Source organism: Bradyrhizobium sp. Cp5.3 (assembly GCF_000426265.1).
Lineage (GTDB): Bacteria > Pseudomonadota > Alphaproteobacteria > Rhizobiales > Xanthobacteraceae > Bradyrhizobium > Bradyrhizobium neotropicale.
Window position 1 is genome coordinate 45879 of record NZ_AUFA01000029.1, and the last position, 26214, is coordinate 72092.

Genomic DNA, 26214 nt, shown 5'->3' on the forward strand with positions numbered 1-26214 from the left:
GGGAGTGACGTCGCTATGGAGAACAGCCTCGATCCTGCTCCGCCGCTCCTGGAGGTGCGCGGGATCAGCAAGAGTTTTGGTGCGGTGCGCGCGTTGCAGGAGGTCGACTTCACGCTGCGTGCCGGTGAGATCCATGCGTTGCTCGGCGAGAATGGCGCCGGCAAATCCACGCTGATCAAGGTCATCACTGGCGTGTTCCCGCGCGATGGCGGCATCGTCCGGCTCGGTGGCGAAGAGGTTGCGCCGCGCTCGGCCAAGGCGGCGCTTCAGGCCGGCATCGCCACCGTCTACCAAGAGGTCAATCTGCTACCGAACCTTTCGGTGGCACAGAACCTGTTCCTCGACCGCCAGCCGATGCGCTTCGGCATCGTGCGCGAGGCCGAAATGCGGCGGCGCGCGAAAGCACTGCTTGCGGGATTCGGCCTCGATATCGACGTCGCCGCGCCGCTCGGCAGCTATTCCGTCGCCGTGCAGCATGTCACGGCCATCGCGCGCGCCGTCGATCTCTCCGCGCGCGTGCTGATCCTTGACGAGCCGACCGCGAGCCTCGACCGCCACGAGGTCGATATCCTCTTTGGCATCATGCGCCAGCTTGCCGGTCGCGGCATCGGCATCGTTTTCGTCAGCCATTTCCTCGACCAGGTCTACGAGATTTCCGACCGCATCACGGTGCTGCGCAACGGGCGCCTCGTCGGCGAGCGCGAGACCGCATCGCTGCCGCGCCTCGAGCTGATCCGGATGATGCTCGGCCGCGAGCTTGCGGAGACGACCAGTGAGCGAGCGTCGGCAGGTGAGCATAAAGCGCGCGAGGTCTGCGCGAGCTTCGAGAATTACGGCAAGGCCGGCTATGTCGCGCCGTTCAATCTCGAGCTGCGTCATGGCGAGGTCGTTGGTCTCGCCGGCCTGCTCGGATCGGGCCGGACCGAGACGGCGCGGCTGGTGTTCGGCGCCGAACGCGCCGATCGCGGGCAGGCGAAGGTGGAGGGCGCCTCAGTGCGGCTTCAGACACCGCGCGATGGCGTGCGCCTCGGCTTTGGCTATTGCCCTGAGGAGCGCAAGACCGACGGCATCGTCGCCGATCTCACCGTGCGCGAGAACATCGTGCTGGCACTCCAGGCCAAGCGCGGCCTCTATCTGCCGCTGTCGCGCCGTGAGCAGGACGAGATCGCGCGCCGCTACGTCAGGATGCTCGACATCCGCCCGGCCGATCCCGAGCGCCCCGTCGGCCTGTTGTCCGGCGGCAATCAGCAGAAGGTGCTGCTCGCGCGCTGGCTCGCGACCTCGCCGCGGCTCCTGGTGCTGGACGAGCCGACGCGCGGCATCGACGTCGGCGCACATGCCGAGATCATCCGCCTGATCCGCGAGCTCTGCGACGATGGTCTCGCGCTGCTCGTGATCTCCTCCGAGCTCGATGAGATCGTGACCTATTCCGACCGCGTGGTGGTCCTGCGCGACCGCGCCCATGTCGACGAGCTCACGGGCGAGGCGATCGACGTCAGCAACATTCTCGCGGCGATTGCGGCCGACGGTGCCACTGTTGCGCATGAGGGCAGGGCATGACAGCGCTCCTGCCGCGCCGCGGCCTTGCCCAGATCCTTGCGCTGATCGTCATCCTGGCGGTTGATCGCGTCGTCTCGCCGCAATTCTTCGACCTGCGCCTTCAGGACGGGCGGCTGTTCGGCAGCCTGATCGACGTGCTCAATCGCGGCACGCCGGTGGCGCTGCTGTCGCTCGGCATGGTGCTGGTGATCGCGACCCGCGGCATCGATCTGTCGGTCGGTGCGGTCATGGCGATCTCGGGCGCGATCGCGGCGAGCCTCGCCGACAGTCACGGCCTGCCGATCGTGCTCGCGGCTGCGCTCGGCGCGGGTCTTCTCTGCGGCCTCTGGAACGGCTTTCTCGTCAGCGTGCTCGGCATGCAGCCGATCGTGGCGACGCTGATCCTGATGGTGGCGGGGCGCGGCATCGCCCAGCTCATCACCGAAGGCCGTATCGTGACGTTCGGCTCGCAAGACCTGGTCTGGCTCGGCAATGGCGCGGTGCTCGGCCTGCCGGTGCCAGTCGCAATCGCCTTAGGCATGCTGATCCTCACCGGCGCGGTGGTACGCGGCTCGGCGCTCGGGCTCCTGATCGAGGCGACCGGTGGCAATGCGCGGGCGAGCGAGCTTGCCGGCGTCGGCACGCGCGCGATGATCATGGCCGTCTATGTCTGGTGCAGTATCTGCGCCGCGCTCGCCGGCGTGATCGCGGCTGCCGACATCATGGGGGCGGATGCCAACAATGCCGGCCTCTGGCTCGAGCTCGACGCCATCCTCGCGGTGGTGATCGGCGGCACCTCGCTGTTCGGGGGTCGCTTCAGTCTGGTGCTCGCCGTGCTCGGCGCACTGATCATCCAGACTATGAACACGGGCATCCTGCTGTCCGGTTACCCGCCGGAGTTCAATTTGCTGGTCAAGGCGGTGGTGGTGCTCGCGGTACTGCTGCTGCAATCGCCGAAACTGTCGGGCTTTGGCAGCATCGTCGCGCGGCTGCGGAGGACGAAAGCATGAGAGGCCTCCCGCCCGTCCTCATCACGGCGATCGTGCTCGTCGCAGGCTTTGCGCTCTGCGCCGTTCAGTTTCCCAACATTGCCTCGACCCGCGTGGTCGGCAATCTCCTCACTGACAATGCCTTCCTCGGCATCGTTGCGATCGGCATGACCTTCGTCATCGTCTCCGGCGGCATCGATCTCTCGGTCGGTTCGGTGATCGGCTTCACCACCGTGTTCGTTGCGCTCGCGATCGAGCGTTGGGGCGTGACGCCGCTGGTCGCCTTCGTCGCTGTCCTCGCGCTCTCCGCCGCGTTCGGTGCGGCGATGGGCGCCGTCATTCATGTCTTTGATCTGCCGCCTTTCATCGTGACGCTGGCTGGGATGTTCCTGGCCCGCGGTGCAAGCTTTCTGCTCTCGACGGAATCGGTGCCGATCACCGCGCCGATCTACTCGACCGTGTCGGACTTCGCGCTGCGATTGCCCGGCGGCGGGCGGTTGACGGCGATCGCGATCATCATGCTGGTGATCGTGCTCGGCGGCGCGCTGCTGCTGCATCTCACCCGGTTCGGCGCCAATGTCTACGCACTCGGCGGCAGCCGGTCGACCGCGAGCCTGATGGGCGTTGCCGTGGGCAAGATGACGGTGAAGATCTACATGCTGTCGAGCCTCCTTGCAGGGATTGCCGGTATCGTCTTCTCCTTCTACACCAGCGCCGGGTATTCGCTCTCCGCCGTCGGTGTCGAGCTCGACACCATCGCGGCGGTGGTGATCGGCGGCACGCTGCTCACGGGCGGGCAGGGCTCGGTGATCGGCACCTTTCTCGGCGTGCTGATCCAGGGCCTGATCCAGACCTACATCAATTTCGACGGGACGCTGTCGAGCTGGTGGACCAAGATCGCGACCGGCGTGCTGCTGTTCGCGTTCATCGCCTTGCAGCAGGGATTGGTCGCGCTGGCGCGCCGGCCGGTCGCCAGGAGTGCAGGAGCTGCCTCATGACTTCGCGCATCGTGGTGATCCCGACGCGGCGGGCGCATTCCAACCATGCGGAAGTGGCCCGCTCGATCGGTGTCGACATCATCGCCGGCCGCTATGCGGAGGGGACGCGGCTGCCGGGCGATGCTGAGATGATCGCAATGTTCGGCGTATCGCGGCCGGTGCTGCGGGAGAGCGTGAAGACGTTGGTCGCCAAGGGTCTGCTCACCACCAAGGCGCGGGTCGGAACCGTCGTGCGCGAGCGCGGCGCCTGGAACATGTTCGACGCCGACGTGCTGGCCTGGCATCTCGACGCCGGCATCGACAAGCGTTTCCTGAACGACCTCGCCGAAATTCGTCTCGCGGTCGAGCCGCGGGCGGCCATGCTCGCGGCCGCGCAGCGGTCGGAGCAGGACATCGCCGATCTCAGGCGCAGCATGGAGCGCATGCGGATTGAAGCCTCCGATTCCGTCGGCTTTGCCGACGCCGACCTCGCGCTGCACGTCGCGGTGGCGCGCGCATCCGGCAATCTGTTCATGCGCTCGATCGGTCACGTCATCGAGGCCGCTCTGCGCGCCTCGTTCCTCCTGAGCGCGCCGGTCGAGCCGGAAGACCGCGACACCGTGCTGCTCTGGCACCAGAAGATCGTCGATGCGATCGCGGCGGGCGATGCCGACGCCGCCTCGGAGGCGATGATCTTCGTCATTCACAACGGCATGCATCGCCACGAGGGCACGGTGATCGAGACCGCACCGGCCGAGGCGCTGCCATCCGAGGAATCCGGAGAGAGATCGTGACCGAACTTCGTATCGCCATCGTCGGCTTCGGCAAGATCGCGCGTGACCAGCATGTCGGCGCGATCTCGGCCACCCCGGGCGCGACGCTTGCCGCCATCGCGAGCCGCAACGCCTCGCTGCCTGGTCTGCCGCATTTTGCCACCATCGAGGAATTGCTGGAGAAGGGACCGCCGATCGACGCGGTGTCGCTCTGCACCCCGCCGCAGGTCCGGCGCGCCCAGGCCGCCGCGGCGCTCGCCGCCGGCAAGCACGTGATGCTGGAAAAGCCACCCGGCACCGGCGTTGCCGAGCTCGATCCCCTGATCGGGATGGCTGCGGAGGCAAAGCGAACGCTGTTTGCGACCTGGCACTCGCGCTATGCCCCGGCGGTCGAACCGGCGCGGCAATGGCTCGCCGCGCGCCGCATCACCTCCGTCCACATCAGTTGGAAAGAAGACGTGCGCGTTTGGCATCCCGGGCAGGACTGGATCTGGGAACCGGGGGGGCTCGGCGTGTTCGATCCCGGCATCAACGCGCTGTCGATCCTGACCCGCATCCTGCCCAAGCCTGTGTTCGTCACGGCGGCCGAGCTTGCCTTCCCGGCCAACTGCCAGGCGCCGATCGCCGCGAACCTGATGCTGACCGACATCCGCGGCCTGCCGGTTACCGCCGAGTTCGACTTTCGCCAGACCGGACCGCAGAGCTGGGATATCGTCGTGGAAACAGACCAGGGCCGGATGACATTGTCCGGCGGTGGCGCGCGTATGGTCGTCGACGGCAAGGTCATTGCCGAGGCGCCCGATGAGGAATATCGCGGACTCTACCGGCGCTTCGTCGATCTCACAGCGACCGGCGCAAGCGACGTCGACCTGGCGCCGCTTCGTCTCGTCGCCGACGCCTTCCTGCTCGGCAAGCGCACCATCGTCGAACCGTTTGTGGATTGAACATGGCGGCCTCAAAAATCGCAAAAGACGTTTTCGGAGCGCTGCCGGATGGCCGCAACGTCGAACGCATCGTGCTGCGCGGGGCTGGCGGGTTCGAGGCGCGCATCATCACCCACGGCGCGGTGCTGCAGGCGCTGATCGCGCCGGACGCGACGGGCGGTCACGACGACGTCGTGCTCGGCCATGACGCGTTCGCCGGTTATCTCGTCGAACGGAAGTTTTTTGGCGCGACCGTCGGCCGCTATGCCAACCGTATCGCCAAGGGACGTTTTTCGCTTGACGGCGAGACGGTGCAGCTTCCCGTCAACAACGGTCCGAATGCGCTGCATGGCGGCTTGGACGGATTTGATCGGAAGCTCTGGGAGATTGCCGAGATCGACGAGGGCGCGGAGCCCGCGGTCACGCTCACCTATGTCAGCGCGCATGGCGAGGAGAATTATCCCGGACGGCTCGATGTGCGCCTGACCTATCGCGTCACCGGACCGACCGAGCTGTCGCTGAGCATGGAGGCGCGGACGGACCGGCCGACCATCGTCAACCTGACCAATCACAGCTTCTTCAATCTCGAAGGCGCGACGTCGGGCACGCCGATCCTCGACCACCTGCTGACGGTCGCGGCCGAGCATTTTCTCGCGATCGATCCGACCGCAATTCCGCTGCCCGAGCCGCCGCGGGCGGTCGCCGGCACGCCCTTCGACTTTCGCACGGCAAGACCGGTGGGCGAGCGCATCCGCGAGAACGATCAGCAATTGCGCAACGGCAAGGGCTACGATCACACCTACTGCCTTACGCGCGACGGCAAGCTTCGTTTTGCGGCACGGCTGGAGGCCCCTCGCTCGGGGCGTGTCATGGAGCTCTTCACCGATCAGCCCGGTCTTCAGGTCTATTCCGGCAACTATCTCGACGGCACGATTGCGGGGAAGGACGGCAAGCTCTACCGGCAGTCGGACGCCATGTGTCTCGAGCCGCACATCTGGCCGGACGCGCCGAACCGGCCGGATTTTCCGAGCCCGCGCCTTGCGCCGGACGAAGTCTATCGGCATCACACGTTCTATCGGTTTGCTGTGAGGTCGCCATGATGGAACAGGTGCCGACGTCCGTTCTCTCCCCCGAGCCTTGCCATCTCGGCGAAGGGCCGACCTATGATGTGACCACTGACACCGCCTGGTGGTTCGACATCCGCGAAGGGCGGCTGTTCGAGGCGCAGCTCGGGAGCGGCGAGATCCGCGTCCACGCGCTCGGCCGGATGGCGAGCGCACTCGGGCGCATCGATGCCGAACGCCAGTTGGTCGTCGCGGAAGACGGGCTCTACATCCGCCAGATCGCCGACGGCGCAATGACACTGCTTTGTCCGCTCGAAGCCGACAATCCTGCCACGCGCTCCAACGATGCTCGTGTGCACCAGTCCGGCACGTTCTGGATCGGCACCATGGGCCGCAAGGCCGAACCCGGGGCCGGCGCAATCTATGCTTTCCATCGCGGCAAGATCTCGATGCTGTTCCCTCGCATCAGCATCCCCAATTCGATCTGCTTCTCGCCGGATGGCGCCATCGGCTACTTCGCCGACACCGCGCGCGCCGTGCTCTATACCGTTCCGCTCAATCCGGCCACGGGATTGCCGCGCGCCGAGCCCGAGGTGCTGCTGCGCCACACCGGCATCGGCGGGCTCGATGGCTCGGTGTGCGACGCCGAGGGTCAGATCTGGAACGCCTGCTGGGGCGCTGGCCGCATCGACATCTACAGTCCGCAGGGCGAGCGCCTGCGCTCGCTGCACGTGCCGGCAAGGCAGGCGAGCTGTCCCGCCTTCGTCGGGCCCGATCTGTCGCGCCTGCTCGTCACCTCCGCCTGGCAGGACATGGACGCGGCCGCGCGTGCCGCCGATCCGCAAGCTGGCCGCACCTTTCTGCTCGAGGCATCCGCGCGCGGTCGCGCGGAGCCCGACGTCAAGCTCGCATAGGAGATTTCGAACCAGGACACACCGCGTTCTCGACCACACGACAACAGTCTGACACCCAAGGGAGTGAAACATGCAGAAACTGAAGACGACGTTCCTTGCGCTTGCGTTTGCGAGTGCCGCCGCGATGGCCACGGGCACCCCCGCGTCCGCCCAGGACAAGGCGACCGTGGGCATCGCCATGCCGACCAAATCCTCCGCGCGATGGATCGACGACGGCAACAACATGGTCAAGGTGCTGAAGGAGCGCGGCTACAACACCGACCTGCAATATGCCGAGGACGACATTCCGAACCAGCTCTCGCAGGTCGAGAACATGGTGACGAAGGGCGCCAAGGCGCTGGTGATCGCCGCGATCGACGGCACCACGCTCTCCGACGTGCTCAAGCAGGCCAAGGCCAAGGGCATCACCGTGATCGCCTATGACCGCCTGATCCGCGGCACGCCGAATGTCGACTACTACGCGACCTTCGACAATTTCCAGGTCGGGGTGCTCCAGGCGGAGTCGATCGTGCAGGGACTTGGCCTCAAGGAGGGCAAGGGTCCCTTCAACATCGAGCTGTTCGGCGGCTCGCCGGACGACAACAACGCCTACTTCTTCTACAACGGCGCGATGAGTGTGCTGAAGCCGTATATCGACAGCGGCAAGCTTGTCGTCGTCTCCGGCCAGATGGGCATGGACAAGGTCGCGACTCTGCGTTGGGATGGCGCCACCGCGCAGGCCCGCATGGACAATCTGCTCAGCGCCTACTACGGCAACAAGAAGGTCAATGCAGTGCTGTCGCCCTATGACGGCCTCTCGATCGGCATCATCTCGTCGCTCAAGGGCGTCGGCTACGGCAGCGCCGATCAGCCGATGCCGATCATCAGCGGCCAGGACGCCGAAGTGCCCTCGATCAAGGCGATGCTGCGCGGCGATCAGTACTCGACCATCTTCAAGGACACCCGCGACCTCGCCAAGGTGACCGCCGACATGGTCGACGCGGCGCTCGCCGGCAAGCAGGTCACCGTCAACGACACCAAGACCTATGAGAACGGCGCCAAGACGGTGCCGTCCTACCTGCTGAAGCCGGTCGTGGTCTACAAGGACAATTGGGAGAAGATCCTGGTTGACAGCGGCTACTACAAGAAGTCGCAATTCCAGTAGGAGTCACTCTCCTTCTCCCCGCTTGCGGGGAGAGGGTCGGGGTGAGGGGGAGCCTCCGCAAGGGAGGTGGCAAAGGGACTCGCGGAGACTCCCCCTCACCAGAAATCCGCGCGGCGCGCGCATTTCGGCCTCTCCGCGCGCGGGGAGACGCGAAGTAAGGGACACGACGCAATGACTGCAATGCTGGAAATGCGCAACGTCAGCAAGAGTTTTGCCGGTGTGCAGGCGCTGCGCGACGTCAATTTCTCGGTCGAGGCCGGGCAGATCCATGCCCTCGTCGGCGAGAACGGCGCCGGCAAGTCCACGCTGATGAAGGTGCTGAGCGGGGTCTATCCGCACGGCAGCTACGAGGGCACCATCGTCTTCGACGGTGAGGAACGCCGCTTCCGCGACATCAACGATTCCGAAGCGCTCGGCATCATCATCATCCACCAGGAGCTGGCGCTGATCCCGCTGATGTCGATCGCGGAGAACATCTTCCTGTCGCATCCGCCCTCGAAGCTCGGCGTCATCGATCGCGACGAGGTATACCGGCGCACGCGGGAGCTTCTCGCACAAGTCGGCTTGAGAGAATCGCCCGATACGCTGATCACCGATCTTGGCGTCGGCAAGCAACAGCTCGTCGAAATCGCAAAGGCGCTGTCCAAGCGGGTGCGGATGCTGATCCTGGACGAGCCGACCGCGAGCCTCAACGAAGCCGATAGTGCGGCGCTGCTGGAGCGCCTGATGCAATTCCGGGAGCAGGGCATCGGTTCGATCCTGATCTCGCACAAGCTGAACGAGGTCGCCCGCGTCGCCGACCACATCACCGTCCTGCGTGACGGCCGCACCGTCGACAGTATCGATTGCCGCGCCGAACCGGTCGAGGAAGACCGCATCATTCGCAGCATGGTCAACCGCGATCTCGCCCATCGATTTCCCGAGCGCAGCGCGACGATCGGCGAGCCCGTGCTCGAGGTCTCGAACTGGTCGGTCTACCATCCGATCCATCCCGAACGGCAGGTGATCAAGAACGTCGGTTTCAGCGTCAAGCGTGGCGAGGTCGTGGGCATCGCCGGGCTGATGGGCGCGGGCCGCACAGAGTTCGCCATGAGCCTGTTCGGCCGTTCCTGGGGCACCAATGTCAGTGGTAGTCTCCGGCTCGAGGGCGGGGAGATGGTGTTGCCGAGCGTGGCGGCCGCGATCGACGCCGGCCTTGCCTATGTCACCGAGGACCGTAAGCAGCTCGGGCTGATCCTTGCCGACGACGTGCGCAAGAACATCACGCTGGCAAGCCTCGATCAGGTCGCGCCCGGCCGGGTGATCGACGATATCGCCGAGCTGAAGGTCGCCAGCGACTATCGGAACCGGATGCGGATCCGCTGCTCCGACGTCTACCAGGAGACCGGCCAGCTCTCCGGCGGCAACCAGCAGAAGGTCGTGCTGTCGAAATGGCTGATGACCGACCCCAAGGTACTGATCCTGGACGAGCCGACCAGGGGCATCGACGTCGGTGCGAAGTACGAGATTTACTGTATCATCAACGAGCTCGCGGAAGCCGGGCGTGGCGTCGTGGTGATCTCCTCGGAAATGCCCGAGTTGCTCGGCATCTGCGATCGCATCTGCGTCATGAACGACGGTGCTTTCGTCGGCGAGTTTCCGGCAACCGAGGCGACGCAGGAGAAGATCATGCGCGCCATCATGCGCAACGACAGAAACTATGAGAGCGGCGAGCCTGAGGCCGCGGAGATGGGAGGATCGCAGCCATGACCGACAAGACGGTTTCGCTGCCCGAGGAGCGCCGGCACGGCAGTTTCATCAAGAACAACTTACGCAACTACGGCATGCTGATATCGCTGGTTGCGATCATGCTGTTCTTCCAGGTCGTCACCGGCGGAACGCTGCTCCAGCCGCTCAACCTGACCAACCTCGTGCTGCAGAACAGCTACATCGTCATCATGGCGCTGGGCATGCTGCTGGTGATCGTGACCGGCCATATCGACCTCTCGGTCGGCTCGGTCGCAGGCTTCATCGGCGCCGTGGCCGCCGTGCTCATGGTGACGTACAAGGTGGACTACACGCTCGCCTTCATCGCCTGCCTTCTGGTCGGCGCTGCCATCGGCGCCGCTCAGGGCTATTGGGTGGCTTACTTCAAGATACCGTCCTTCATCGTGACGCTGGCCGGCATGCTCGTGTTCAAGGGCCTTGCGCTGGCGGTGTTGCAGGGCCAGTCGCTCGGGCCGTTCCCGCCGACCTTCCAGAAGCTGTCGTCGGGCTTCATCCCGGAACTTCTGCCCGAGACCGGCACGCTGCATCCGACTTCGATGCTGATCGGTGCGGTGCTGGCCCTGGCGCTGGTCTATGCCAGCGCCAAGAGCCGCTCGCGCGAGCAGTCGCATGGCATCGAGGTCGAGCCTTACGCGTTCTTCCTCGGCAAGAGCGTCGTGCTCGCCTGTGCCGTGCTCTATTTCACCTATCTGATCGCGACCTATCGCGGCCTGCCGAACGTGCTGGTGATCATGAGCGCCCTGATCGCGCTCTACGGCTTCGTCACCCGTCGCACCGTGATCGGGCGCCAGATCTATGCCGTCGGCGGCAATGCCAAGGCGGCAAAGCTGTCGGGCATCAAGACCGAACGGCTGACCTTCTTCACCTTCGTCAACATGGGCGTGCTTGCCGCGCTTGCCGGCCTGGTCTTCGCCGCGCGTCTCAACACCGCGACCCCGAAGGCAGGCCTCGGCTTCGAGCTCGACGTCATCGCCGCCTGCTTCATCGGCGGTGCCTCGGCCTATGGCGGGGTGGGGCGCGTCGGCGGTGCCGTGGTCGGCGCCATGATCATGGGCGTGATGAACAACGGCATGTCGATCCTCGGCATCGGCATCGACTACCAGCAGGTCATCAAGGGCCTGGTGCTGCTCGGGGCCGTCTGCATCGACGTGTATAATCAGCGGCGGTGAGGGCAAGGACTCACGCAGGGTGGGCGGAGGCGACAAAACGCCGTGCCCACCATCTTTCGCCGGCCAACCGGTCGACACATTTTCGCCTTCGAACGCGCAGAGCGTCTCGGAACGAGACGGAACCACGTCGGCGTGTACCATTGATCTAGATCAACCAACAGGCAAGTCCGTGCTAATTTCATGCGGCTGACGCAAGGGATCGCGGGGAACTTGAGTGACGAGTACACTGAGATCATCGCCGGCTTCGGAGGTGATGCTGGTCTCGACATTGCCGGCGTTGCAACTGATCTACGATACCGCCCCGATCGGGCTTGCCTGTCTGTCGCCGGACTGCCGATACCTCCTGATCAACCAGCGTCTCACCGAAATCTGCGGCATATCCGTCGAGGGTCATCTCGGGCACTCCGTCAGGGACTGCGTGCCGGCCCTGGCGGATTCCGTCGAAGAGATCGTGCGCTCGATCATGAAGACCGGCGACCCCGTCATCGGCATCGAGGTCGCGGGGCAGCGGGCCGATCAGGTCGAGGAGCGCTCCTGGGTCACCTATTGGCATCCGCTGCGAATGCCCAATGGTGAAGTCGTTGCGGTCAACGTCGCGGCCGAGGAGATTACCGAACGCAAGCGCGCCGAACGGGAGATCCGCAGTGCCAAGGATGCCGCCGAGAGGGCTCTTCGCCATTTGCGCGACATCCAGGACTCCTTGATCGAGGCGGAAAAACTTGCTGCGCTCGGGCGGATGGTTGCGGGTGTCGCCCACGAGATCAACACGCCGCTCGGCAGCAGCCTGACGGTTGCCTCGACGCTCCAGCGCAAGGCCGAGCAGTTCGCGGCAGAAGTCGCGCGGGGCAGTCTCAAGCGTTCAACCCTGACCGGGTTTCTGGAGCTGGTCAGCGATGCTTCTGCGCAGCTCGTCACAAATCTCGGCCGGGCGGCCGAGCGCGTTCAATCCTTCAAGCAGGTGGCGGCCGACCAAACCGAATCCTATCGACGGCACTTTGACGCTGGCGAGCTGACGGGCCAGGTTCTCTCTCAATTCGAGCGGCAGCTGCGAACGCACGACATCGCGCTCAGCTTCCGCTGCGAGTCTGATCTTGCCATGGACAGTTACCCCGGGCCCTTCGGTCAGGTCCTGACCAATCTCGCCGTCAATTCGATGACGCATGCCTTTTCCGGCGGCCGTACCGGGAGCATCAATGTCTCGTTGCGCGCGGCTGACCGCGAACATGTCGAGCTCCTGTTCGCCGACGACGGCTGTGGCATGGCTCCGGACGTAGAGCGGCGAGCCTTCGATCCGTTCTTCACGACGCGCCGGCATGACGGGGCGAGCGGCCTCGGGCTGCATATCGTCCACAGCATCGTCGTGGATCGATTGGGCGGACAGCTCCGTCTCGAGAGCCAGCCCGGCGCGGGCACCTCGTTTCAACTCATCTTGCCGAGAGTGGCCCCCGATCGACGCGCGGGTGACATCGACGATTGATCGCGACCTGCGCTTGAGCGCTTATCTTCAGGATTGCAGCACGGGAACCAGCCCGTAGCGGAGCATCGTTTCCTTCAGCTTTGCCGGGTCGGGCGTACCGGACAAGAGCAGAGCCGCCATTTCCTTGAAGTATCGTGGGCCAAGCACGCCCGGGCTGAGGATGCACAGGCAGGTCGCCGGGCGGGGCGAACGGTTGGTGAAGCCGTGCACCGCGCCGCGCTTGATAAACACGGTTTCGCCCGGGGCCACGTCGATGTCGTTTCCATCGATCCGCCAGGTCGAAATCCCGCTCAGTCCGTAGATCGTCTCGTCCCAGCGGTCGTGATAATGCGGGATCGGCATGCGGGCGTTCGGCTGGAGCGTCATCTCGAACAGATCGAGGCTGCCGGCGGTGTCGTCCTTCGTCTGCAGAAAGGTCAGCTGCACGGCGCCAAGATTGATGATCTCTGGCATGGCGAACTCGTGGGGTAGAGGGCGATCACCAATACTAGCGCGCTGCGGCCATAAGCCAAAGGGCTCTCTCATAGGGGGCGGCAGCGGACGCCTAGCTCATCCTGCGATCATTGCGTCGTGAAGAGCACCACCGCGATTGCGACGGACAGGCCGACCGCGGATACGGTTGCCACGGTCGACAGCACGCCCATTCTCCTGAGTGCCACCGCGAACAGGATGATGATGGGGGTGGCGGTCACCAGCCCGAATTGTGCTTCGCTCATGATCGTCGTCCGCCGTTCCCTGGAACTTCGAGGCTGAGACCGTTCCTACGGCCGGGCCGCCGATCGGACGTTGCGCCGGGGCAAACAACTTCATCTCGGCTGCCTTGTTTGTCGGGGATCAAATCCGGATTGGGACGTGTGGGCTAAGGCTGACCGGTGTCCTGATCCGGAGAGCAGATGTCGACAGCTGATTGCGAACAACAGGAAGCCGGCTGGGGCATCTTGGAAGATCTCCCCGGCGATCCCATGATCTGGGTGCTGATCTTCAGCGAGCTTGCCGCCTTCGGTTTGTTCCTCGGCGCCTTCGTGGTCGCTCGGCTGATCCATCCTGCGCTGTTCGCGGCAGGGCAGGCGGCCCTTGATTCTCGCCTTGCCGGACTCAATACGGTCGTCCTGGTGACAAGCGGCTGGGCAGCCGCGCGCGGCACGGCTGCCGCACGCCTAGGCAAGAAGCGGGTTTCGCGCGGCTGGCTCGTGGGGGCGATGGCGCTCGGCGGGCTCTTCGTGGCGATCAAGCTCGTGGAATATGGCGGAGAGATCGGCAGCGGCATTGGCCTGGAAACCAGCACGTTCTTCACGCTGTACTTTCTCCTGACCGGCTTTCACCTCCTGCATGTCTGCCTCGGCATCGTCATCCTTGCCGTGGTCTGCCGCCGCGCGGAGGTGGTCGGCGTCGAAACCGGATCCGCGTTCTGGCACATGGTCGATCTGATCTGGATCGTCATGTTCCCGCTTCTCTATCTGGTGCGATGATGCCCGACCGTCTCGACATGACGTGGATCGTGCTGATCGGCCTCGCGCTCGCGACCATTTTGGTGCCATCGCTCGTGCCGCGGCCGTTGCTCGCCAACGCTCTGCTGCTTGCCCTCGCAGCCATGAAGGGGCGGCGGATCGTGCTCGATTATCTCGATCTGCGCGCTGCGCCGGCGCTGTGGCGCGGCCTCGTGACTGCGTGGATCGTCATCCTCGTTCTGTTGGCATGGCTCGGCTCCGCCGCCGTCGCCTTGATCTGACGACGAGCGCGCCATCGTCGCACTCATTGCGCCCAGACAAAGAACCGGCCGTGCCGACCGGCAATAAAAACCATCATCGTTCTCTCGGACTCAAATCGGAAAGGATTGGCAATGGCTGAACGCCTGACCAAGTCGGCGGCACGAAACGTCTTCTACGGCGGATCGGCCTTTTTCTTCGCCATCTTCATAGGGCTGACGGCGCACAGCCACTACTACATGGTCACGAGCTCGACCGACGCGCCGACGCTGACGGCGTCGGTCGCGCGCGGAAAGCATGTCTGGGAGAGGAACTCCTGCATCAACTGCCATACCCTGCTCGGCGAGGGCGCCTATTTCGCGCCCGAAGTCGGCAATGTCTGGGATCGCTGGGGCGGCAAGGAGGATCCCGACGGTGCGCGTGAGACGCTGAAGGCCTGGATGCAGGCGCAGCCGTCCGGTGCGCAGGGCCGGCGGCAGATGCCGCAGTTCAATCTCACCGACCAGGAGCTCAATGATCTCGCCGACTTCCTGCAGTGGACGAGCACGATCAAGCGCCAGAACTGGCCGCCGAACAAGGCCGGCTGAGCACCCGCGACCAGATCTCAAGACAGAGAGCACTTCGATGAAATATCAGACCCAGAAAGTCGCGATGCTGTATTTCTACGGCGCGCTGACGTTGTTCCTCGCCCAGGTCGCCTTCGGCCTCCTCGCCGGGACCATCTACGTCCTGCCCAACACCCTGTCGGTCCTCCTGCCGTTCAACATCGTCAGGATGATCCACACCAACGCGCTGATCGTGTGGTCCCTGATCGGCTTCATGGGCGCGACCTACTACCTGCTGCCGGAGGAAACCGAGAACGAGCTGTTCAGCCCGTTGCTGGCAAAGATCCAGTTCTGGATGTTCTTTGGCGCAGCCGGTATCGCCGTGGTCGGCTATCTCTTCCACTACCACGAGGGCCGCGAGTTCCTCGAGCAGCCCTTCATCATCAAGGTCGGCATCGTCGTCGTCTGCCTGATGTTCCTGTTCAACGTGACGATGACGGCGCTCAAGGGACGCAAGACCACGGTCACGAATATTCTGCTGTTCGGCCTGTGGGGCGTCGCGATCTTCTTCCTGTTCGCCTTCTACAACCCGGCCAATCTCGCCGTCGACAAGATGTACTGGTGGTACGTCGTTCACCTCTGGGTCGAAGGCGTCTGGGAGCTGATCATGGCGTCCGTGCTCGCCTTCCTGATGATCAAGCTCAACGGCATCGACCGCGAGGTGGTCGAGAAGTGGCTCTACGTCATCATCGGGCTCGCGCTGTTCTCCGGCATTCTCGGCACCGGCCATCACTTCTACTGGATCGGCGCCCCCGGCTACTGGCAGTGGATCGGCTCGCTGTTCTCGACGCTTGAGGTCGCACCGTTCTTCACCATGGTGATCTTCACCGTGCAGATGACCTGGAAGGCGGGACGCAAGCATCCGAACCGCGCGGCTCTGCTGTGGTCGGTCGGCTGTTCGGTGATGGCGTTCCTCGGCGCCGGCGTCTGGGGCTTCCTGCACACGCTGTCCTCCGTGAACTACTACACCCACGGCACGCAGGTGACGGCCGCGCATGGACATCTCGCCTTCTTCGGCGCGTATGTGATGCTGAATCTCGCGGTGATGGCCTATGCGATCCCGCAGCTGAAGGGACGTGCGCCCTATAACCAGTGGCTCAGCATGACGAGCTTCTGGATCATGTGCACGGCCATGATGACCATGACTTTTGCGCTGACCTTCGCCGGCGTGATCCAGGTCCATCTCCAGCGCGTGCTCGGCCAGAGCTACATGGACGTGCAGGACCAGCTCGCGACGTTCTACTGGGTCCGCCTCGGCTCCGGCGTGTTCGTCGCGATCGCCGCTCTGATGTTCGTCTGGGCGGTGCTGGTGCCCGGCCGCGAGAAGCAGGCGGCCATCCCCGCCGCGCTGCAACCCGCCGAATAGGCGCGAGGCGGCCGCGCAGACCATTGCGCGGCCGTCTTCTCAGGAATTCCGGAGACTGATCATGAAATCTGCACTTCACGCCGTGATGGCGCCAGCACCCGAGCTTCCGGCCTATGCCGCAAGCGGCAACGAATGCGCGCTGTTCGAGCATGCGTGGCGGCATCGCCTGCCGGTTCTTTTGAAGGGGCCGACCGGGTGCGGCAAGACGCGCTTCGTCGCGCACATGGCGGCGCGGCTGGGCTTGCCGCTCCACACCGTCGCCTGCCACGACGATCTCACCGCCGCCGATCTCACCGGCCGCTATCTGCTGAGGGGCGGTGATACCGTGTGGACCGATGGTCCCTTGACGCGCGCGGTGCGGGAGGGCGGCATCTGCTATCTCGACGAGGTGGTGGAGGCGCGCAAGGACGTGACCGTCGTCCTGCATCCGCTCACCGACGACCGCCGCATCCTGCCGCTGGAGCGCACCGGCGAGGAACTCGCGGCGCCCGCGGGCTTCATGCTCGTGGTCTCCTACAATCCCGGCTACCAGACGCTGCTCAAGGCGCTGAAGCCGTCGACGCGGCAGCGCTTCGTCGCCATCGAGTTCGGCTTCCTGCCGCCGGAGCAGGAGGTCGCGGTGGTGGCGGCCGAGAGCGGCCTCGCAGCGGAGCGCGTGCGGCCGCTGGTCGTGCTTGCCGGTCGTCTGCGGGCACTGAAGGGGCATGACCTGGAGGAGGGCGTCTCGACGCGTCTCGTCGTCTATTGCGCGACGCTGATCGCGGCCGGCGTCTCGATTGCCGACGCTGTGCTTGCGGGCATGATCGAGCCGCTGACCGATGATGCCGACGTCAAGGCGGCGCTGCTCGACGTTGCGCGCGCCGTGATCTCCTGAGGTGGGCGATGCTCGATTTCCTCGAGCTTGAAGAAACCGTCGGTCGCGCCTGGCATCGCCTGGTCGGCGGCACCGCGAGCTATCCGGTCCATGCCGAGCATGCGGTAACGCTTGCGGACGTCCGCCCACGGATCGCGGTGATGTTCCGCGCGCTCGGCGGCGAGGGCGGCGTCCAGATCGCCAGCGCCAGTGCCCGCCGCGCGGGGCATCGGCTCGGATGGCGCCAGCGCATCGGGCTCGGCGACGAACGCATCGAGCAGCCGGGGCGCGATGCCGTGTCCATCTTCCTGCCGGACCGGATCGCGATCTTCGCCGATCGCGCGCTGAACGCTGCGCTGTACCGATGGCTCGCCGCGTGGTTCGCATTCGCTCCGGCCGAAGCGATCGAGGAAGTCGATCCGTTGCGGCGCGATCTCCTGATGTTGCGGCGGGCCAGCGAGATTGCGGTCCTTGTGCTGACGGAATGCCCGGGCCTGTTCGACGATTACGCACGGCTCGCCGCAGCAACGGCCATGGCCCGGCCGCGCCGACCATTGCCGCGCATCGAACAGGAGATGGAGCAGATCGTGCTCGCCCTGCTTGGCGCTGATGCGCCGCCGGCAGGCAAGCTATGGCCGGCCATGATGGGGACGGGGTCACTGCCGGAGAGGGCGCCGCCGGGATATCGCGCCATCCTGCCATGTCCGCTGTGGGGCGATTGCTGGACGCGCGACCTCGCGCCGGCGGGGATGTGCGACGACGAGGCTGGCGATAGCGCGGCGGCCGCGCCGTCGGATGACCGCAAACGCTTCGCGGTCCGCGAGGGCGACGATGGTGCCAACCGCCGCGATCCTTTCGTGCTCAACCGCTTCGAGAAGATTCTGGCGATGGCCGAGATGGTCAATGTCGACCGTCCCGCCGACGACAGTGAGGATGAGGACGCGCAGAAGGCGGCCGACGATCTCGACGAGATGACGCTCGGACGCCGGAGCGGCAAGCCCGCAACCAGGCTCAAATTCGATCTCGACCTGCCGCCGGAGGCCATTGATGCTTCGCGGCTCGCTGCGGGCCTGACCTATCCGGAATGGGATTATCGCAGCGGAACCTATCTGCCGGATCATTGCCGCGTGCTCGCGGGCGATGCGTCCGAGACCGGCGAGAGCTGGCTGCCGGATGAGAGCATGCGCCGTCACATCCGCCAGGTGCGGCGGAGGTTCGAGGTGTTGCGACCGCGTCACGAGCTGATGCGGGCGCAGGCGGACGGACACGAGCTCGATCTCGACGCGCTGGTGCGCGCACGCTGCGATCTGTGGGCCGGCAGCGGCGGGCTCGATCGCGTTCATCTGGCGATGCGGCCCCAGGGCCACGATCTCGCCGTCACCCTGCTGGTCGACGTCTCGCTCTCGACCGATGCGTGGGTCGATAATCACCGCGTGCTGGATGTCGAGAAGGAGGCGCTGCTGGTGCTCGCCCATGGGCTCTCGGCCTGTGGCGATCACCACAGCATCCTGACCTTCACCTCGCGCCGTCGGTCCTGGGTGCGGTTAGAGACCATCAAGGCCTTCGGCGAGCCGATGAGCGGGACGGTGGAGCGCCGGATCGGCGCGCTGAAGCCCGGCTATTACACGAGGATCGGCGCGGCGGTGCGTCACGCCTCGGCCGAGCTCGCGCGGCAGCCCCAGCGCAAGAAGCTGCTCCTGGTTCTGACCGACGGCAAGCCCAACGATGTCGATCATTACGAGGGACGCTTTGCCATCGAGGACACCCGCAAATCCGTGCAGGAGGCGCGGCGGCTCGGCATCGCCGTGTTCGGCGTGACGATCGATGCGACGGCGCAGTGCTATTTTCCGACGCTGTTCGGGCGCGGCGGCTATGCGATCGTCGGTAACATCCGCCGCTTGCCCGCCGCGCTGCCGGCGATTTACCGTCAGGTGGCGCATTAAGGCGCGGATAAGCCCGCGACGACGTGCCCCGGTGAGCTATTGCCCATCGTTTGGGTATATGATCGAATGGCCGGATGGAAAACGGCCGGCCGAAGCCCGATTTGATCATCTTCGACTGCGACGGCGTGCTCGTCGACAGCGAACTCTTGAGTTGCCGATGTCTGTCCGACGTGCTGGCCGAATTCGGCATCGCACTCAGCGAGGAGCAGGCGCTCGAGCTGTTTCTTGGACGCAGCACGAAGGCGATCGCGCAGCACTACGGTGATCTCGGGCAGATCATTCCGGAGGGATTTTGGCCGCGGCTGAAGTCGCGCGTCCTGAAGACGTTTACCGCTTCGCTCGCGCCGATCCCGGGGGTGAGGGCCGTGGTGTCCGAACTGACGGCGCCGTTTTGCGTGGCGTCGTCGAGCGACATCGACCGCGTCTCGCTCTCGCTCGATGTCACCGGCCTCCGGCCGCATTTCGACGACCGCCTCTATACCGCGCAGATGGTGAAGCACGGCAAACCGGCGCCCGACCTCTTCCTTCACGCGGCGGCGAGAATGAAAACCGATCCGGCGCGCACGCTGGTGATCGAGGACAGCGTCAGCGGCGTGCAGGCGGCGAAGGCCGCCGGCATGACCGTCTGGGGATTTGTCGGCGGCAGCCATTATCGCGGCCGTGATGGCCGGGCTATATTGTCCGCTGCCGGGGCTGATCGGGTCTTCGCGCACATGACCGATTTCTGGAAGGACGTCTGACGCCTGCCATGGCCGCCGAGAATGAAAAATCCAGGCTCGATGACGCCGCGCGCGCGGGCTGGCTCTATTTCATCGCCGGCCATACGCAGGACGAGATCGCAAAAATGCTCCAGGTCTCGCGTGCGTCGGCGCAGCGGCTGGTCTCGCTGTGCCTCGCGGAACGGCTCATCACCTTCCGTCTCGAACATCCCATTGCCGCCTGCATGGAGTTGGCGGCGCGGTTGAAGGAGCGGTTCGACCTCGCCCATTGCGAGGTAGTGCCGGCCGATCCCGCCGCGCCGCAGGCAACGGCAGGAATCGCTGAACGCTGCGCCAATTTGCTGGACGCAACGCTGCGCTCGGAAACGCCAGTCATCGTCGCGCTCGGCACCGGGCGCGCGGTGCGCGCCGCGGTCGAGCGCGTCACGCCGATCGACCGGCCCAATCACCAGATCGTCTCGCTGGTCGGCAACATCTCGGCGGATGGCTCAGCGAGCTTCTACGACACCGTCGGCCGGCTCGCCGATCGCACCGGCGCGCGGCACTATCCGATGCCGCTGCCGTTCCTGATGTCGTCGGAGGACGAGCGCAACAAGATGGTCCGCATCGAGCCGATCGCGAAGGTCAAGGCGATCGCGGCCAAGGCCGACATGCGTCTCGTCGGCATCGGCCAGATGGACCAGAAGGCGCAGGTCCATGTCGACGGCTTCGTCACCCGCGACGAATTGTTCGAGATGATGCGGCTCGGCGCCATCGGCGAAATCACCGGCTGGGCGTATGACGCCAAGGGTCGCCTGCTGAAGGCCGGCACCAACAAGCGCCTGACCAGCATTCCTCCCGACGTGCCGGCCAAAACCTCGACGATCGGCGCCGCGGTCGGCACGGCAAAAGTTCCCGCGATCGCGGCCGCGCTGAACGGACGCCTGATCAACGGCCTGATCACCGACGAAGCGACGGCACGGGCGATCCTGGAGCGCTAGGCCGCTCTAGCCTCAGCGGGATTCGGCTTCCTCTCCCGCTTGCGGGAGAGGGGTGGGGAGAGGGTCTCTCCACTGGCAAGACTCCCCGAGAGGAGAAAGCCCTCACCCGCATCGCATCTTTCGATGCGATGCGACCTCTCCCGCAAGCGGGAGAGGTGGGGCAAGCCGCCGCCTGTTTGAAACAACTCCCATCCCTCCCGCACTGCAGCACTCATAAGTTGCGGGATCGCTCGTGCGCCTGCTTGACAAGCTCCCGCCTTGGGCTGAACATACGCCCAACGCGTGGGCATATGCTCAAAGCGCGAGCTAGGGAGGTCATCGTGAAAAACGTCCTCGGCGCCGTCTGCGGCGCGTCTTGCCTGTTGCTGGCCGTCCCCGCGATGGCCGAAACCGCCCTGACGATCGCCACCGTGAACAACGGCGACATGATCCGCATGCAGGGGCTGACCAGCGACTTCACCGCGAAGAACCCCGACATATCAGTCAAATGGGTGACGCTGGAGGAGAACGTGCTGCGCCAGCGCGTCACCACCGACATCGCAACCAAGGGCGGCCAGTTCGACGTGCTGACCATCGGCACCTATGAGGTGCCGATCTGGGCCAAGAAGGGATGGCTGGTGCCGCTGGCCAATCTCGGCGCCGATTACGACGTCGCCGACCTCCTGCCGAAGATCCGGGATGCGGTCTCCGTCGACGGCAAGCTCTTTGCCGCGCCGTTCTACGGCGAGAGCTCGATGGTGATGTATCGCACCGACCTGTTCGAGAAGGCTGGCCTCAAGATGCCCGAAAGCCCGACCTGGGATTTCGTCATCGACGCGGCCAAGAAGCTCACCGACAAGAGCGCCGGCATCTACGGCATCTGCCTGCGCGGCAAGGCCGGCTGGGGCGAGAACATGGCCTTCCTCTCGGCCATGGCCAATTCCTACGGTGCACGCTGGTTCGACGAGAAGTGGGAGCCGCAGTTCAACACGCCGGAATGGAAGAAGACGCTGGTGACCTATGTCGACCTGATGAAGCAGGCCGGCCCTCCCGGCGCGAGCTCGAACGGCTTCAACGAGAATCTGGCGCTGTTCAACGCCGGCAAGTGCGCGATGTGGATCGACGCCACGGTCGCGGCGTCCTTCGTCACCAATCCGAAGGATTCCAAGGTCGCCGACAAGGTCGGCTTCGCGCTGGCGCCCAACACCGGGCTCGGCAAGAACGCCAACTGGCTGTGGGCCTGGAACCTTGCGATCCCCGCCGGCTCCAAGAAGACCGAAGCCGCCGAGAAGTTCATCGCCTGGGCCACCAGCAAGGACTATACCAAGCTCGTGGCGTCGAAGGATGGCTGGGCCAACGTGCCGCCGGGCACGCGGACCTCGCTCTACCAGAATCCCGAGTACGTGAAGGTCGCGCCGTTCGCCAAGCTGACACTGGCCTCGATCGATGCTGCCGATCCGAACAAGCCGACCGTGAAGCCCGTGCCTTATGTCGGGGTACAATACGCCGCGATCCCCGAATTCCAGGGCATCGGTACGCAAGTGGGCCAGCAATTCTCGGCCGCCCTTGCCGGATCGACGACCGTCGATGCGGCGCTCTCCGCCGCGCAATCCTCGACCGAGCGCGAGATGAAGCGCGCCGGCTACATCAAGTGAACCCGAGCTCTCCCTCCTGAGCTCAAACTAGCGGCCATCCACCACCTCCAGCCCCGGATGGATGGCCGCCTTCTTCCCGCCCGAGGAGAAGCGTTGATGGCAACCCGGCAGACGCAGTTTCTTGCGCGCTCGCTCCTGACGCCGGCTGTCGGGCTCTTGTTCATCTGGATGATCGTCCCGCTCGCGCTGACGATCTATTTCTCGACGCTGCGTTACAGCCTGCTCGATCCCGGCTCCGAAGCGTTCGTCGGGCTGGACAATTTTCGCTACTTCCTCACCGACCCCGCCTTTCTCGCCTCGCTCCAGAACACGCTGGTGCTGGTCGGCTCGGTGCTGGCGCTGACGGTCCTGCTCGGTATCCCCCTGGCGCTGCTGCTCGATCAGCCCGTGATCGGCCGCAACATCGTGCGGCTGATGGTGATCGCGCCGTTCTTCGTGATGCCGACGGTGAGCGCGCTGGTCTGGAAGAACCTGCTGATGCATCCGGTGTCCGGGCTGTTCGCTTGGCTCGCCTCTCTGGTCGGCCTGACGCCGATCGACTGGTTCAACGACGTGCCGCTGTTCTCGGTGATCCTGATCGTCGCATGGCAATGGCTGCCGTTCGCAACGCTGATCCTGCTGACGGCGCTGCAATCGCTGGACGAGGAGCAGAAGGAGGCCGCCGAGATGGACGGCGCCAGCGCGGTCTCGACCTTCATCTACATCACGCTGCCGCATCTGGCGCGTCCCATCACGGTGGTGATCCTGATCGAGACCATCTTCCTGCTCACCGTGTTCGCGGAGATCTTCGTCACCACCGGCGGCGGCCCGGGTCTGCAGACCACCAACATCGCATTCCTGATCTATTCGCAGGCGCTGATCCAGTTCGACGTCGGCAGCGCCTCCGCAGGCGGCCTCGTCGCGGTGGCGATCGCCAACATCGTCGCCTTCTTCCTCGTCCGCATCGTCGGCCGGAACCTGGAGGCCTGAGACATGGCACGGATGGCAACGACACGGCGGGTGGCGGTATCGACGATCGCCGCATGGCTGTGCGGCTTCCTGATCTTCTTCCCGATCCTGTGGATGGTGCTGGCGAGCTTCAAGACGGAGCTCGAGGCCTTTGCGGTTCCGCCGTCCTTCCTGTTCTTCCACTGGACCACGGAAAACTATGCGACCGTGCAGGAGCGCAGCGACTATTTCCACCACGCGCTGAACTCGATCATCATTGCCGGCGGCTCGACGCTGATCGCGCTGCTGATCGCGATCCCTGCGGCCTGGTCGATGGCGTTCTCGCCGACCAAGCGCACCAAGGACATCCTGCTCTGGATGCTCTCGACCAAGATGATGCCGCCGGTCGGCGTGCTGGTGCCGATCTACCTGATCTTCAAGACCGTCGGCCTGCTCGATTCCCGCATCGGCCTCGTCTTCATCCTGTGCCTCGGCAATCTGCCGATCGTGATCTGGATGCTCTTCACCTATTTCAAGGAGATCCCGCGCGACATCCTGGAAGCCGCGCGCATGGACGGCGCCACCGTCGGCCGCGAACTCGTCTATGTGCTGACGCCGATGGCGATCCCGGGCCTCGCCTCGACGCTCCTGCTCAACCTGATCCTCGCCTGGAACGAGGCGTTCTGGACCTTGAACCTGTCGACCTCGAATGCCGCGCCGCTCACCGTGTTCATCGCCTCCTATTCGAGTCCGGAAGGGCTGTTCTGGGCGAAATTGTCGGCGGCCTCGACGCTGGCGATCGCGCCCATTCTCGTCCTCGGTTGGTTCAGCCAGAAGCAGCTCGTCCGCGGGCTCACCTTTGGCGCTGTGAAGTAGAAGGGCTGCCGGATCATGGGTCGGATTACACTTCAGGGCGTGCAGAAATCCTTCGGGCCCGTGCACATCATCAAGGGCGCCGATCTCGACATCGCGGACGGCTCCTTCGTGGTGTTCGTGGGACCGTCGGGCTGCGGCAAGACCACGCTGCTGCGGCTGATCGCCGGGCTCGAGGACGTCAGCGGCGGCAGCATCCTGATCGACGGCAAGAACGTCGTCGATACGCCGCCTGCCAAGCGCGGGCTGTCTATGGTGTTCCAGTCCTACGCGCTGTATCCGCATATGAGCGTGCGCGGCAATATCGGCTTCGGTTTGAAGATGGCGGGCCTCGCCAGGGACGAGATCAACCGCAAGGTCGAGGCGGCCGCCGCGACGCTGAATCTGACGCCCTATCTCGACCGCAAGCCGCGCGAGCTGTCCGGCGGCCAGCGCCAGCGCGTCGCGATCGGCCGTGCCATCGTGCGCGAGCCCAAAGCGTTCTTGTTCGACGAGCCGTTGTCGAACCTGGACGCGGCGCTGCGCGTGCAGATGCGGATCGAGGTCACACGGCTCCAGAAGCAGCTCGGCACCACCGCGATCTACGTCACCCACGACCAGGTCGAGGCCATGACCATGGCCGACAAGATCGTCGTGCTCAACGGCGGCAAGATCGAGCAGTATGGCTCGCCGCTCGAGCTCTATGAAAAGCCCGCCAATCTCTTCGTCGCCGGCTTCATCGGCTCGCCGAAGATGAATTTCGTCACCGGCGACCCCGCTTTGCAGAAGGGGGCGGCAACGATCGGCGTGCGGCCAGAGCACCTGAAGATCGAGCGCGACGGCGCCGGCGGCTGGCCGGGCACGATCGCGGTCGCCGAGCATCTCGGCAGCGACACCTTCCTTTATGTCGATGCCGGTCCGCTCGGCATGCTGACCGCGCGCTACATCGGCGAGCTCAGCTTGAGCGCCGGTGATCGCGTATCGCTGGTGCCGGATCCCGCGCGCATCCACCGCTTCGACAATGGCGGCAACGCGATCCGGTTCTGACCAACTGGGGCAGACAAGAAACGGGAAAAGCAACATGTACCTGGAAAAATTCAAGCTGAGCGGCAAGACCGCGTTCATCACCGGCGGCGGGCAGGGCATTGGCCTCGCCTGCGCCGAGGCGCTGGCGGAAGCCGGCGCCAAGGTCATTATCGGCGATCGCGACAGCAAGGTCGCCGACAGCGCGAAAGCCAGCCTGAAGGCCAAGGGCTACGACACCGAGACCGCGATCATGGACGTGACCGACACCAGGCGTGTGGCGGAGGTTGCCAATGACCTCGTCGCGCGCCACGGCAAGGTCGACATCCTCGTCAACAATGCCGGCATCGCCCGCAGCGAGACGCCGGCCGAGACCGTGACCGACGAGCACTGGCTCAACGTCATCGACGTGAACCTCAACGGCACCTTCTGGTGCTGCCGCGAGTTCGGCAAGCACATGCTGAAGGCCAAGAGCGGCGCCATCGTCAATGTCGGGTCGATGTCCGGCTTCATCGTCAACAAGCCGCAGGAGCAGTGCTTCTACAATGCCTCCAAGGCCGGGGTGCATCATCTGACCAAATCGCTGGCCGCCGAATGGGGCGCGCGCGGAATCCGCGTCAATGCGGTGGCGCCGACCTATATAGAGACGCCGCTCAACGCCTTCGTGAAGAGCAATCCCAAAATGTACGACGCCTGGATCGGCGGAACCCCGATGGCGCGGATGGGGCAGGTGGAGGAGATTGCCTCGGTTGTCTTGTTCCTTTCGTCCGAGGCCGCGAGCCTGATGACCGGCAGCATCGTGCTGGTGGATGGCGGCTACACTTGCTGGTAGGCTTGCGTCAAAATTGACGAGAGCGACCGGGAGTGACA

General features: G+C 65.0%; 26 protein-coding genes. 24 read left to right on the plus strand and 2 right to left on the minus strand.

Annotation, left to right across the window (positions count from 1 at the left end):
- Positions 1 to 15 precede the first annotated feature (15 nt).
- The 11 genes from K289_RS0129645 to K289_RS0129695 all read left to right on the plus strand — a co-directional run bounded on the left by K289_RS0129645 (position 16) and on the right by K289_RS0129695 (position 12736).
- Positions 16 to 1560: a sugar ABC transporter ATP-binding protein gene (locus K289_RS0129645; protein ID WP_027554816.1), complete on the plus strand. Its 1545-nt coding sequence runs from the start codon at positions 16 to 18 to the stop codon at positions 1558 to 1560.
- The gene (locus K289_RS0129650) at positions 1557 to 2549 is read left to right on the plus strand and encodes an ABC transporter permease (protein ID WP_027554817.1); all 993 of its coding nucleotides are present in this window, start codon (positions 1557 to 1559) and stop codon (positions 2547 to 2549) included. The genes K289_RS0129645 and K289_RS0129650 overlap by 4 nt, the downstream gene beginning before the upstream one ends.
- Positions 2546 to 3526 (plus strand): galactofuranose ABC transporter, permease protein YjfF, encoded by a 981-nt coding sequence (yjfF, locus tag K289_RS0129655; RefSeq protein WP_027554818.1) that lies wholly within the window; start codon positions 2546 to 2548, stop codon positions 3524 to 3526. The genes K289_RS0129650 and yjfF overlap by 4 nt, the downstream gene beginning before the upstream one ends.
- The gene (locus tag K289_RS0129660; protein WP_027554819.1) at positions 3523 to 4299 is read left to right on the plus strand and encodes a FadR/GntR family transcriptional regulator; all 777 of its coding nucleotides are present in this window, start codon (positions 3523 to 3525) and stop codon (positions 4297 to 4299) included. Before yjfF ends, K289_RS0129660 begins: the two co-directional genes overlap by 4 nt.
- On the plus strand, positions 4296 to 5222 hold the full coding sequence (locus K289_RS0129665; RefSeq protein ID WP_027554820.1) for a Gfo/Idh/MocA family protein: 927 nt from the start codon (positions 4296 to 4298) through the stop codon (positions 5220 to 5222). Before K289_RS0129660 ends, K289_RS0129665 begins: the two co-directional genes overlap by 4 nt.
- Before the next feature lie 2 nt (positions 5223 to 5224).
- Positions 5225 to 6301: an aldose epimerase family protein gene (locus tag K289_RS0129670; RefSeq protein ID WP_027554821.1), complete on the plus strand. Its 1077-nt coding sequence runs from the start codon at positions 5225 to 5227 to the stop codon at positions 6299 to 6301.
- Positions 6301 to 7179 (plus strand): SMP-30/gluconolactonase/LRE family protein, encoded by an 879-nt coding sequence (locus K289_RS0129675; RefSeq protein WP_027554822.1) that lies wholly within the window; start codon positions 6301 to 6303, stop codon positions 7177 to 7179. The genes K289_RS0129670 and K289_RS0129675 overlap by 1 nt, the downstream gene beginning before the upstream one ends.
- 70 nt (positions 7180 to 7249) lie before the next feature.
- Entirely contained in the window at positions 7250 to 8323 is a 1074-nt protein-coding gene (gene chvE / locus K289_RS0129680) for a multiple monosaccharide ABC transporter substrate-binding protein (protein WP_027554823.1), read from the plus strand.
- Between the two features lie 171 nt (positions 8324 to 8494).
- Positions 8495 to 10072, plus strand: a complete 1578-nt coding sequence (gene mmsA, locus K289_RS0129685) for a multiple monosaccharide ABC transporter ATP-binding protein (RefSeq protein ID WP_027554824.1) — start codon at positions 8495 to 8497, stop codon at positions 10070 to 10072.
- Entirely contained in the window at positions 10069 to 11259 is a 1191-nt protein-coding gene (gene mmsB, locus K289_RS0129690) for a multiple monosaccharide ABC transporter permease (RefSeq protein ID WP_027554825.1), read from the plus strand. Before mmsA ends, mmsB begins: the two co-directional genes overlap by 4 nt.
- 214 nt (positions 11260 to 11473) lie before the next feature.
- Positions 11474 to 12736: a sensor histidine kinase gene (locus tag K289_RS0129695; RefSeq protein WP_245284036.1), complete on the plus strand. Its 1263-nt coding sequence runs from the start codon at positions 11474 to 11476 to the stop codon at positions 12734 to 12736.
- 27 nt (positions 12737 to 12763) lie between these two features.
- Here K289_RS0129695 and K289_RS0129700 read toward each other — a convergent pair whose 3' ends face one another.
- Both K289_RS0129700 and K289_RS51780 read right to left on the minus strand, forming a co-directional pair.
- Complete coding sequence (locus tag K289_RS0129700) at positions 12764 to 13189, minus strand: cupin domain-containing protein (RefSeq protein WP_027554827.1); 426 nt, start codon at positions 13187 to 13189, stop codon at positions 12764 to 12766.
- Positions 13190 to 13296: 107 nt separating this feature from the next.
- Positions 13297 to 13452, minus strand: coding sequence for a hypothetical protein (locus tag K289_RS51780; RefSeq protein ID WP_198024794.1), 156 nt, complete (start codon positions 13450 to 13452; stop codon positions 13297 to 13299).
- A gap of 177 nt (positions 13453 to 13629) precedes the next feature.
- Between K289_RS51780 and K289_RS0129710 the strand changes: the two genes are divergently transcribed.
- From K289_RS0129710 to K289_RS0129770, 13 genes are all read left to right on the plus strand, one after another.
- Positions 13630 to 14205 (plus strand): cytochrome c oxidase subunit 3 family protein, encoded by a 576-nt coding sequence (locus K289_RS0129710; protein WP_027554828.1) that lies wholly within the window; start codon positions 13630 to 13632, stop codon positions 14203 to 14205.
- On the plus strand, positions 14205 to 14465 hold the full coding sequence (locus K289_RS0129715; protein ID WP_082908123.1) for a cytochrome C oxidase subunit IV family protein: 261 nt from the start codon (positions 14205 to 14207) through the stop codon (positions 14463 to 14465). Before K289_RS0129710 ends, K289_RS0129715 begins: the two co-directional genes overlap by 1 nt.
- 111 nt (positions 14466 to 14576) lie before the next feature.
- Positions 14577 to 15029: a c-type cytochrome gene (locus K289_RS0129720; protein WP_027554830.1), complete on the plus strand. Its 453-nt coding sequence runs from the start codon at positions 14577 to 14579 to the stop codon at positions 15027 to 15029.
- 37 nt (positions 15030 to 15066) lie between these two features.
- On the plus strand, positions 15067 to 16413 hold the full coding sequence (locus K289_RS0129725) for a cbb3-type cytochrome c oxidase subunit I (RefSeq protein ID WP_027554831.1): 1347 nt from the start codon (positions 15067 to 15069) through the stop codon (positions 16411 to 16413).
- Positions 16414 to 16474: 61 nt separating this feature from the next.
- On the plus strand, positions 16475 to 17287 hold the full coding sequence (locus K289_RS0129730) for a CbbQ/NirQ/NorQ/GpvN family protein (protein ID WP_027554832.1): 813 nt from the start codon (positions 16475 to 16477) through the stop codon (positions 17285 to 17287).
- 8 nt (positions 17288 to 17295) lie between these two features.
- Positions 17296 to 19209 carry a nitric oxide reductase activation protein NorD gene (locus tag K289_RS0129735; protein ID WP_027554833.1) on the plus strand — a complete coding sequence of 638 codons (1914 nt, stop codon included), beginning with the start codon at positions 17296 to 17298 and terminating at the stop codon, positions 19207 to 19209.
- 74 nt (positions 19210 to 19283) lie between these two features.
- Complete coding sequence (locus tag K289_RS0129740; protein WP_027554834.1) at positions 19284 to 19949, plus strand: HAD family hydrolase; 666 nt, start codon at positions 19284 to 19286, stop codon at positions 19947 to 19949.
- Positions 19950 to 19957: 8 nt separating this feature from the next.
- On the plus strand, positions 19958 to 20908 hold the full coding sequence (locus K289_RS0129745) for a sugar-binding transcriptional regulator (RefSeq protein WP_027554835.1): 951 nt from the start codon (positions 19958 to 19960) through the stop codon (positions 20906 to 20908).
- 320 nt (positions 20909 to 21228) lie between these two features.
- Positions 21229 to 22542 (plus strand): sugar ABC transporter substrate-binding protein, encoded by a 1314-nt coding sequence (locus K289_RS0129750; RefSeq protein ID WP_027554836.1) that lies wholly within the window; start codon positions 21229 to 21231, stop codon positions 22540 to 22542.
- A gap of 96 nt (positions 22543 to 22638) precedes the next feature.
- Complete coding sequence (locus K289_RS0129755; RefSeq protein ID WP_027554837.1) at positions 22639 to 23511, plus strand: carbohydrate ABC transporter permease; 873 nt, start codon at positions 22639 to 22641, stop codon at positions 23509 to 23511.
- A 3-nt stretch (positions 23512 to 23514) separates the two neighbouring features.
- Positions 23515 to 24345 (plus strand): carbohydrate ABC transporter permease, encoded by an 831-nt coding sequence (locus K289_RS0129760; RefSeq protein WP_027554838.1) that lies wholly within the window; start codon positions 23515 to 23517, stop codon positions 24343 to 24345.
- Between the two features lie 15 nt (positions 24346 to 24360).
- Positions 24361 to 25368, plus strand: a complete 1008-nt coding sequence (locus tag K289_RS0129765) for an ABC transporter ATP-binding protein (RefSeq protein ID WP_027554839.1) — start codon at positions 24361 to 24363, stop codon at positions 25366 to 25368.
- Positions 25369 to 25402: 34 nt separating this feature from the next.
- Entirely contained in the window at positions 25403 to 26176 is a 774-nt protein-coding gene (locus K289_RS0129770; RefSeq protein ID WP_027554840.1) for an SDR family NAD(P)-dependent oxidoreductase, read from the plus strand.
- Positions 26177 to 26214 lie beyond the last annotated feature (38 nt).

Excerpts from the sequence above, each read along its gene's own strand:
- K289_RS0129645 (WP_027554816.1), top strand. The coding sequence starts at position 16 with ATGGAGAACAGCCTCGATCCTGCTCCGCCGCTCCTGGAGGTGCGCGGG.
- K289_RS0129650 (WP_027554817.1), top strand. The coding sequence starts at position 1,557 with ATGACAGCGCTCCTGCCGCGCCGCGGCCTTGCCCAGATCCTTGCGCTG.
- yjfF (WP_027554818.1), top strand. The coding sequence starts at position 2,546 with ATGAGAGGCCTCCCGCCCGTCCTCATCACGGCGATCGTGCTCGTCGCA.
- K289_RS0129660 (WP_027554819.1), top strand. The coding sequence starts at position 3,523 with ATGACTTCGCGCATCGTGGTGATCCCGACGCGGCGGGCGCATTCCAAC.
- K289_RS0129670 (WP_027554821.1), top strand. The coding sequence starts at position 5,225 with ATGGCGGCCTCAAAAATCGCAAAAGACGTTTTCGGAGCGCTGCCGGAT.
- K289_RS0129675 (WP_027554822.1), top strand. The coding sequence starts at position 6,301 with ATGGAACAGGTGCCGACGTCCGTTCTCTCCCCCGAGCCTTGCCATCTC.
- chvE (WP_027554823.1), top strand. The coding sequence starts at position 7,250 with ATGCAGAAACTGAAGACGACGTTCCTTGCGCTTGCGTTTGCGAGTGCC.
- mmsA (WP_027554824.1), top strand. The coding sequence starts at position 8,495 with ATGACTGCAATGCTGGAAATGCGCAACGTCAGCAAGAGTTTTGCCGGT.
- mmsB (WP_027554825.1), top strand. The coding sequence starts at position 10,069 with ATGACCGACAAGACGGTTTCGCTGCCCGAGGAGCGCCGGCACGGCAGT.
- K289_RS0129700 (WP_027554827.1), bottom strand. The coding sequence starts at position 13,189 with ATGCCAGAGATCATCAATCTTGGCGCCGTGCAGCTGACCTTTCTGCAG.
- K289_RS51780 (WP_198024794.1), bottom strand. The coding sequence starts at position 13,452 with ATGAGCGAAGCACAATTCGGGCTGGTGACCGCCACCCCCATCATCATC.
- K289_RS0129710 (WP_027554828.1), top strand. The coding sequence starts at position 13,630 with ATGTCGACAGCTGATTGCGAACAACAGGAAGCCGGCTGGGGCATCTTG.
- K289_RS0129715 (WP_082908123.1), top strand. The coding sequence starts at position 14,205 with ATGCCCGACCGTCTCGACATGACGTGGATCGTGCTGATCGGCCTCGCG.
- K289_RS0129720 (WP_027554830.1), top strand. The coding sequence starts at position 14,577 with ATGGCTGAACGCCTGACCAAGTCGGCGGCACGAAACGTCTTCTACGGC.
- K289_RS0129725 (WP_027554831.1), top strand. The coding sequence starts at position 15,067 with ATGAAATATCAGACCCAGAAAGTCGCGATGCTGTATTTCTACGGCGCG.
- K289_RS0129730 (WP_027554832.1), top strand. The coding sequence starts at position 16,475 with ATGAAATCTGCACTTCACGCCGTGATGGCGCCAGCACCCGAGCTTCCG.
- K289_RS0129735 (WP_027554833.1), top strand. The coding sequence starts at position 17,296 with ATGCTCGATTTCCTCGAGCTTGAAGAAACCGTCGGTCGCGCCTGGCAT.
- K289_RS0129740 (WP_027554834.1), top strand. The coding sequence starts at position 19,284 with ATGGAAAACGGCCGGCCGAAGCCCGATTTGATCATCTTCGACTGCGAC.
- K289_RS0129745 (WP_027554835.1), top strand. The coding sequence starts at position 19,958 with ATGGCCGCCGAGAATGAAAAATCCAGGCTCGATGACGCCGCGCGCGCG.
- K289_RS0129755 (WP_027554837.1), top strand. The coding sequence starts at position 22,639 with ATGGCAACCCGGCAGACGCAGTTTCTTGCGCGCTCGCTCCTGACGCCG.
- K289_RS0129760 (WP_027554838.1), top strand. The coding sequence starts at position 23,515 with ATGGCACGGATGGCAACGACACGGCGGGTGGCGGTATCGACGATCGCC.
- K289_RS0129765 (WP_027554839.1), top strand. The coding sequence starts at position 24,361 with ATGGGTCGGATTACACTTCAGGGCGTGCAGAAATCCTTCGGGCCCGTG.
- K289_RS0129770 (WP_027554840.1), top strand. The coding sequence starts at position 25,403 with ATGTACCTGGAAAAATTCAAGCTGAGCGGCAAGACCGCGTTCATCACC.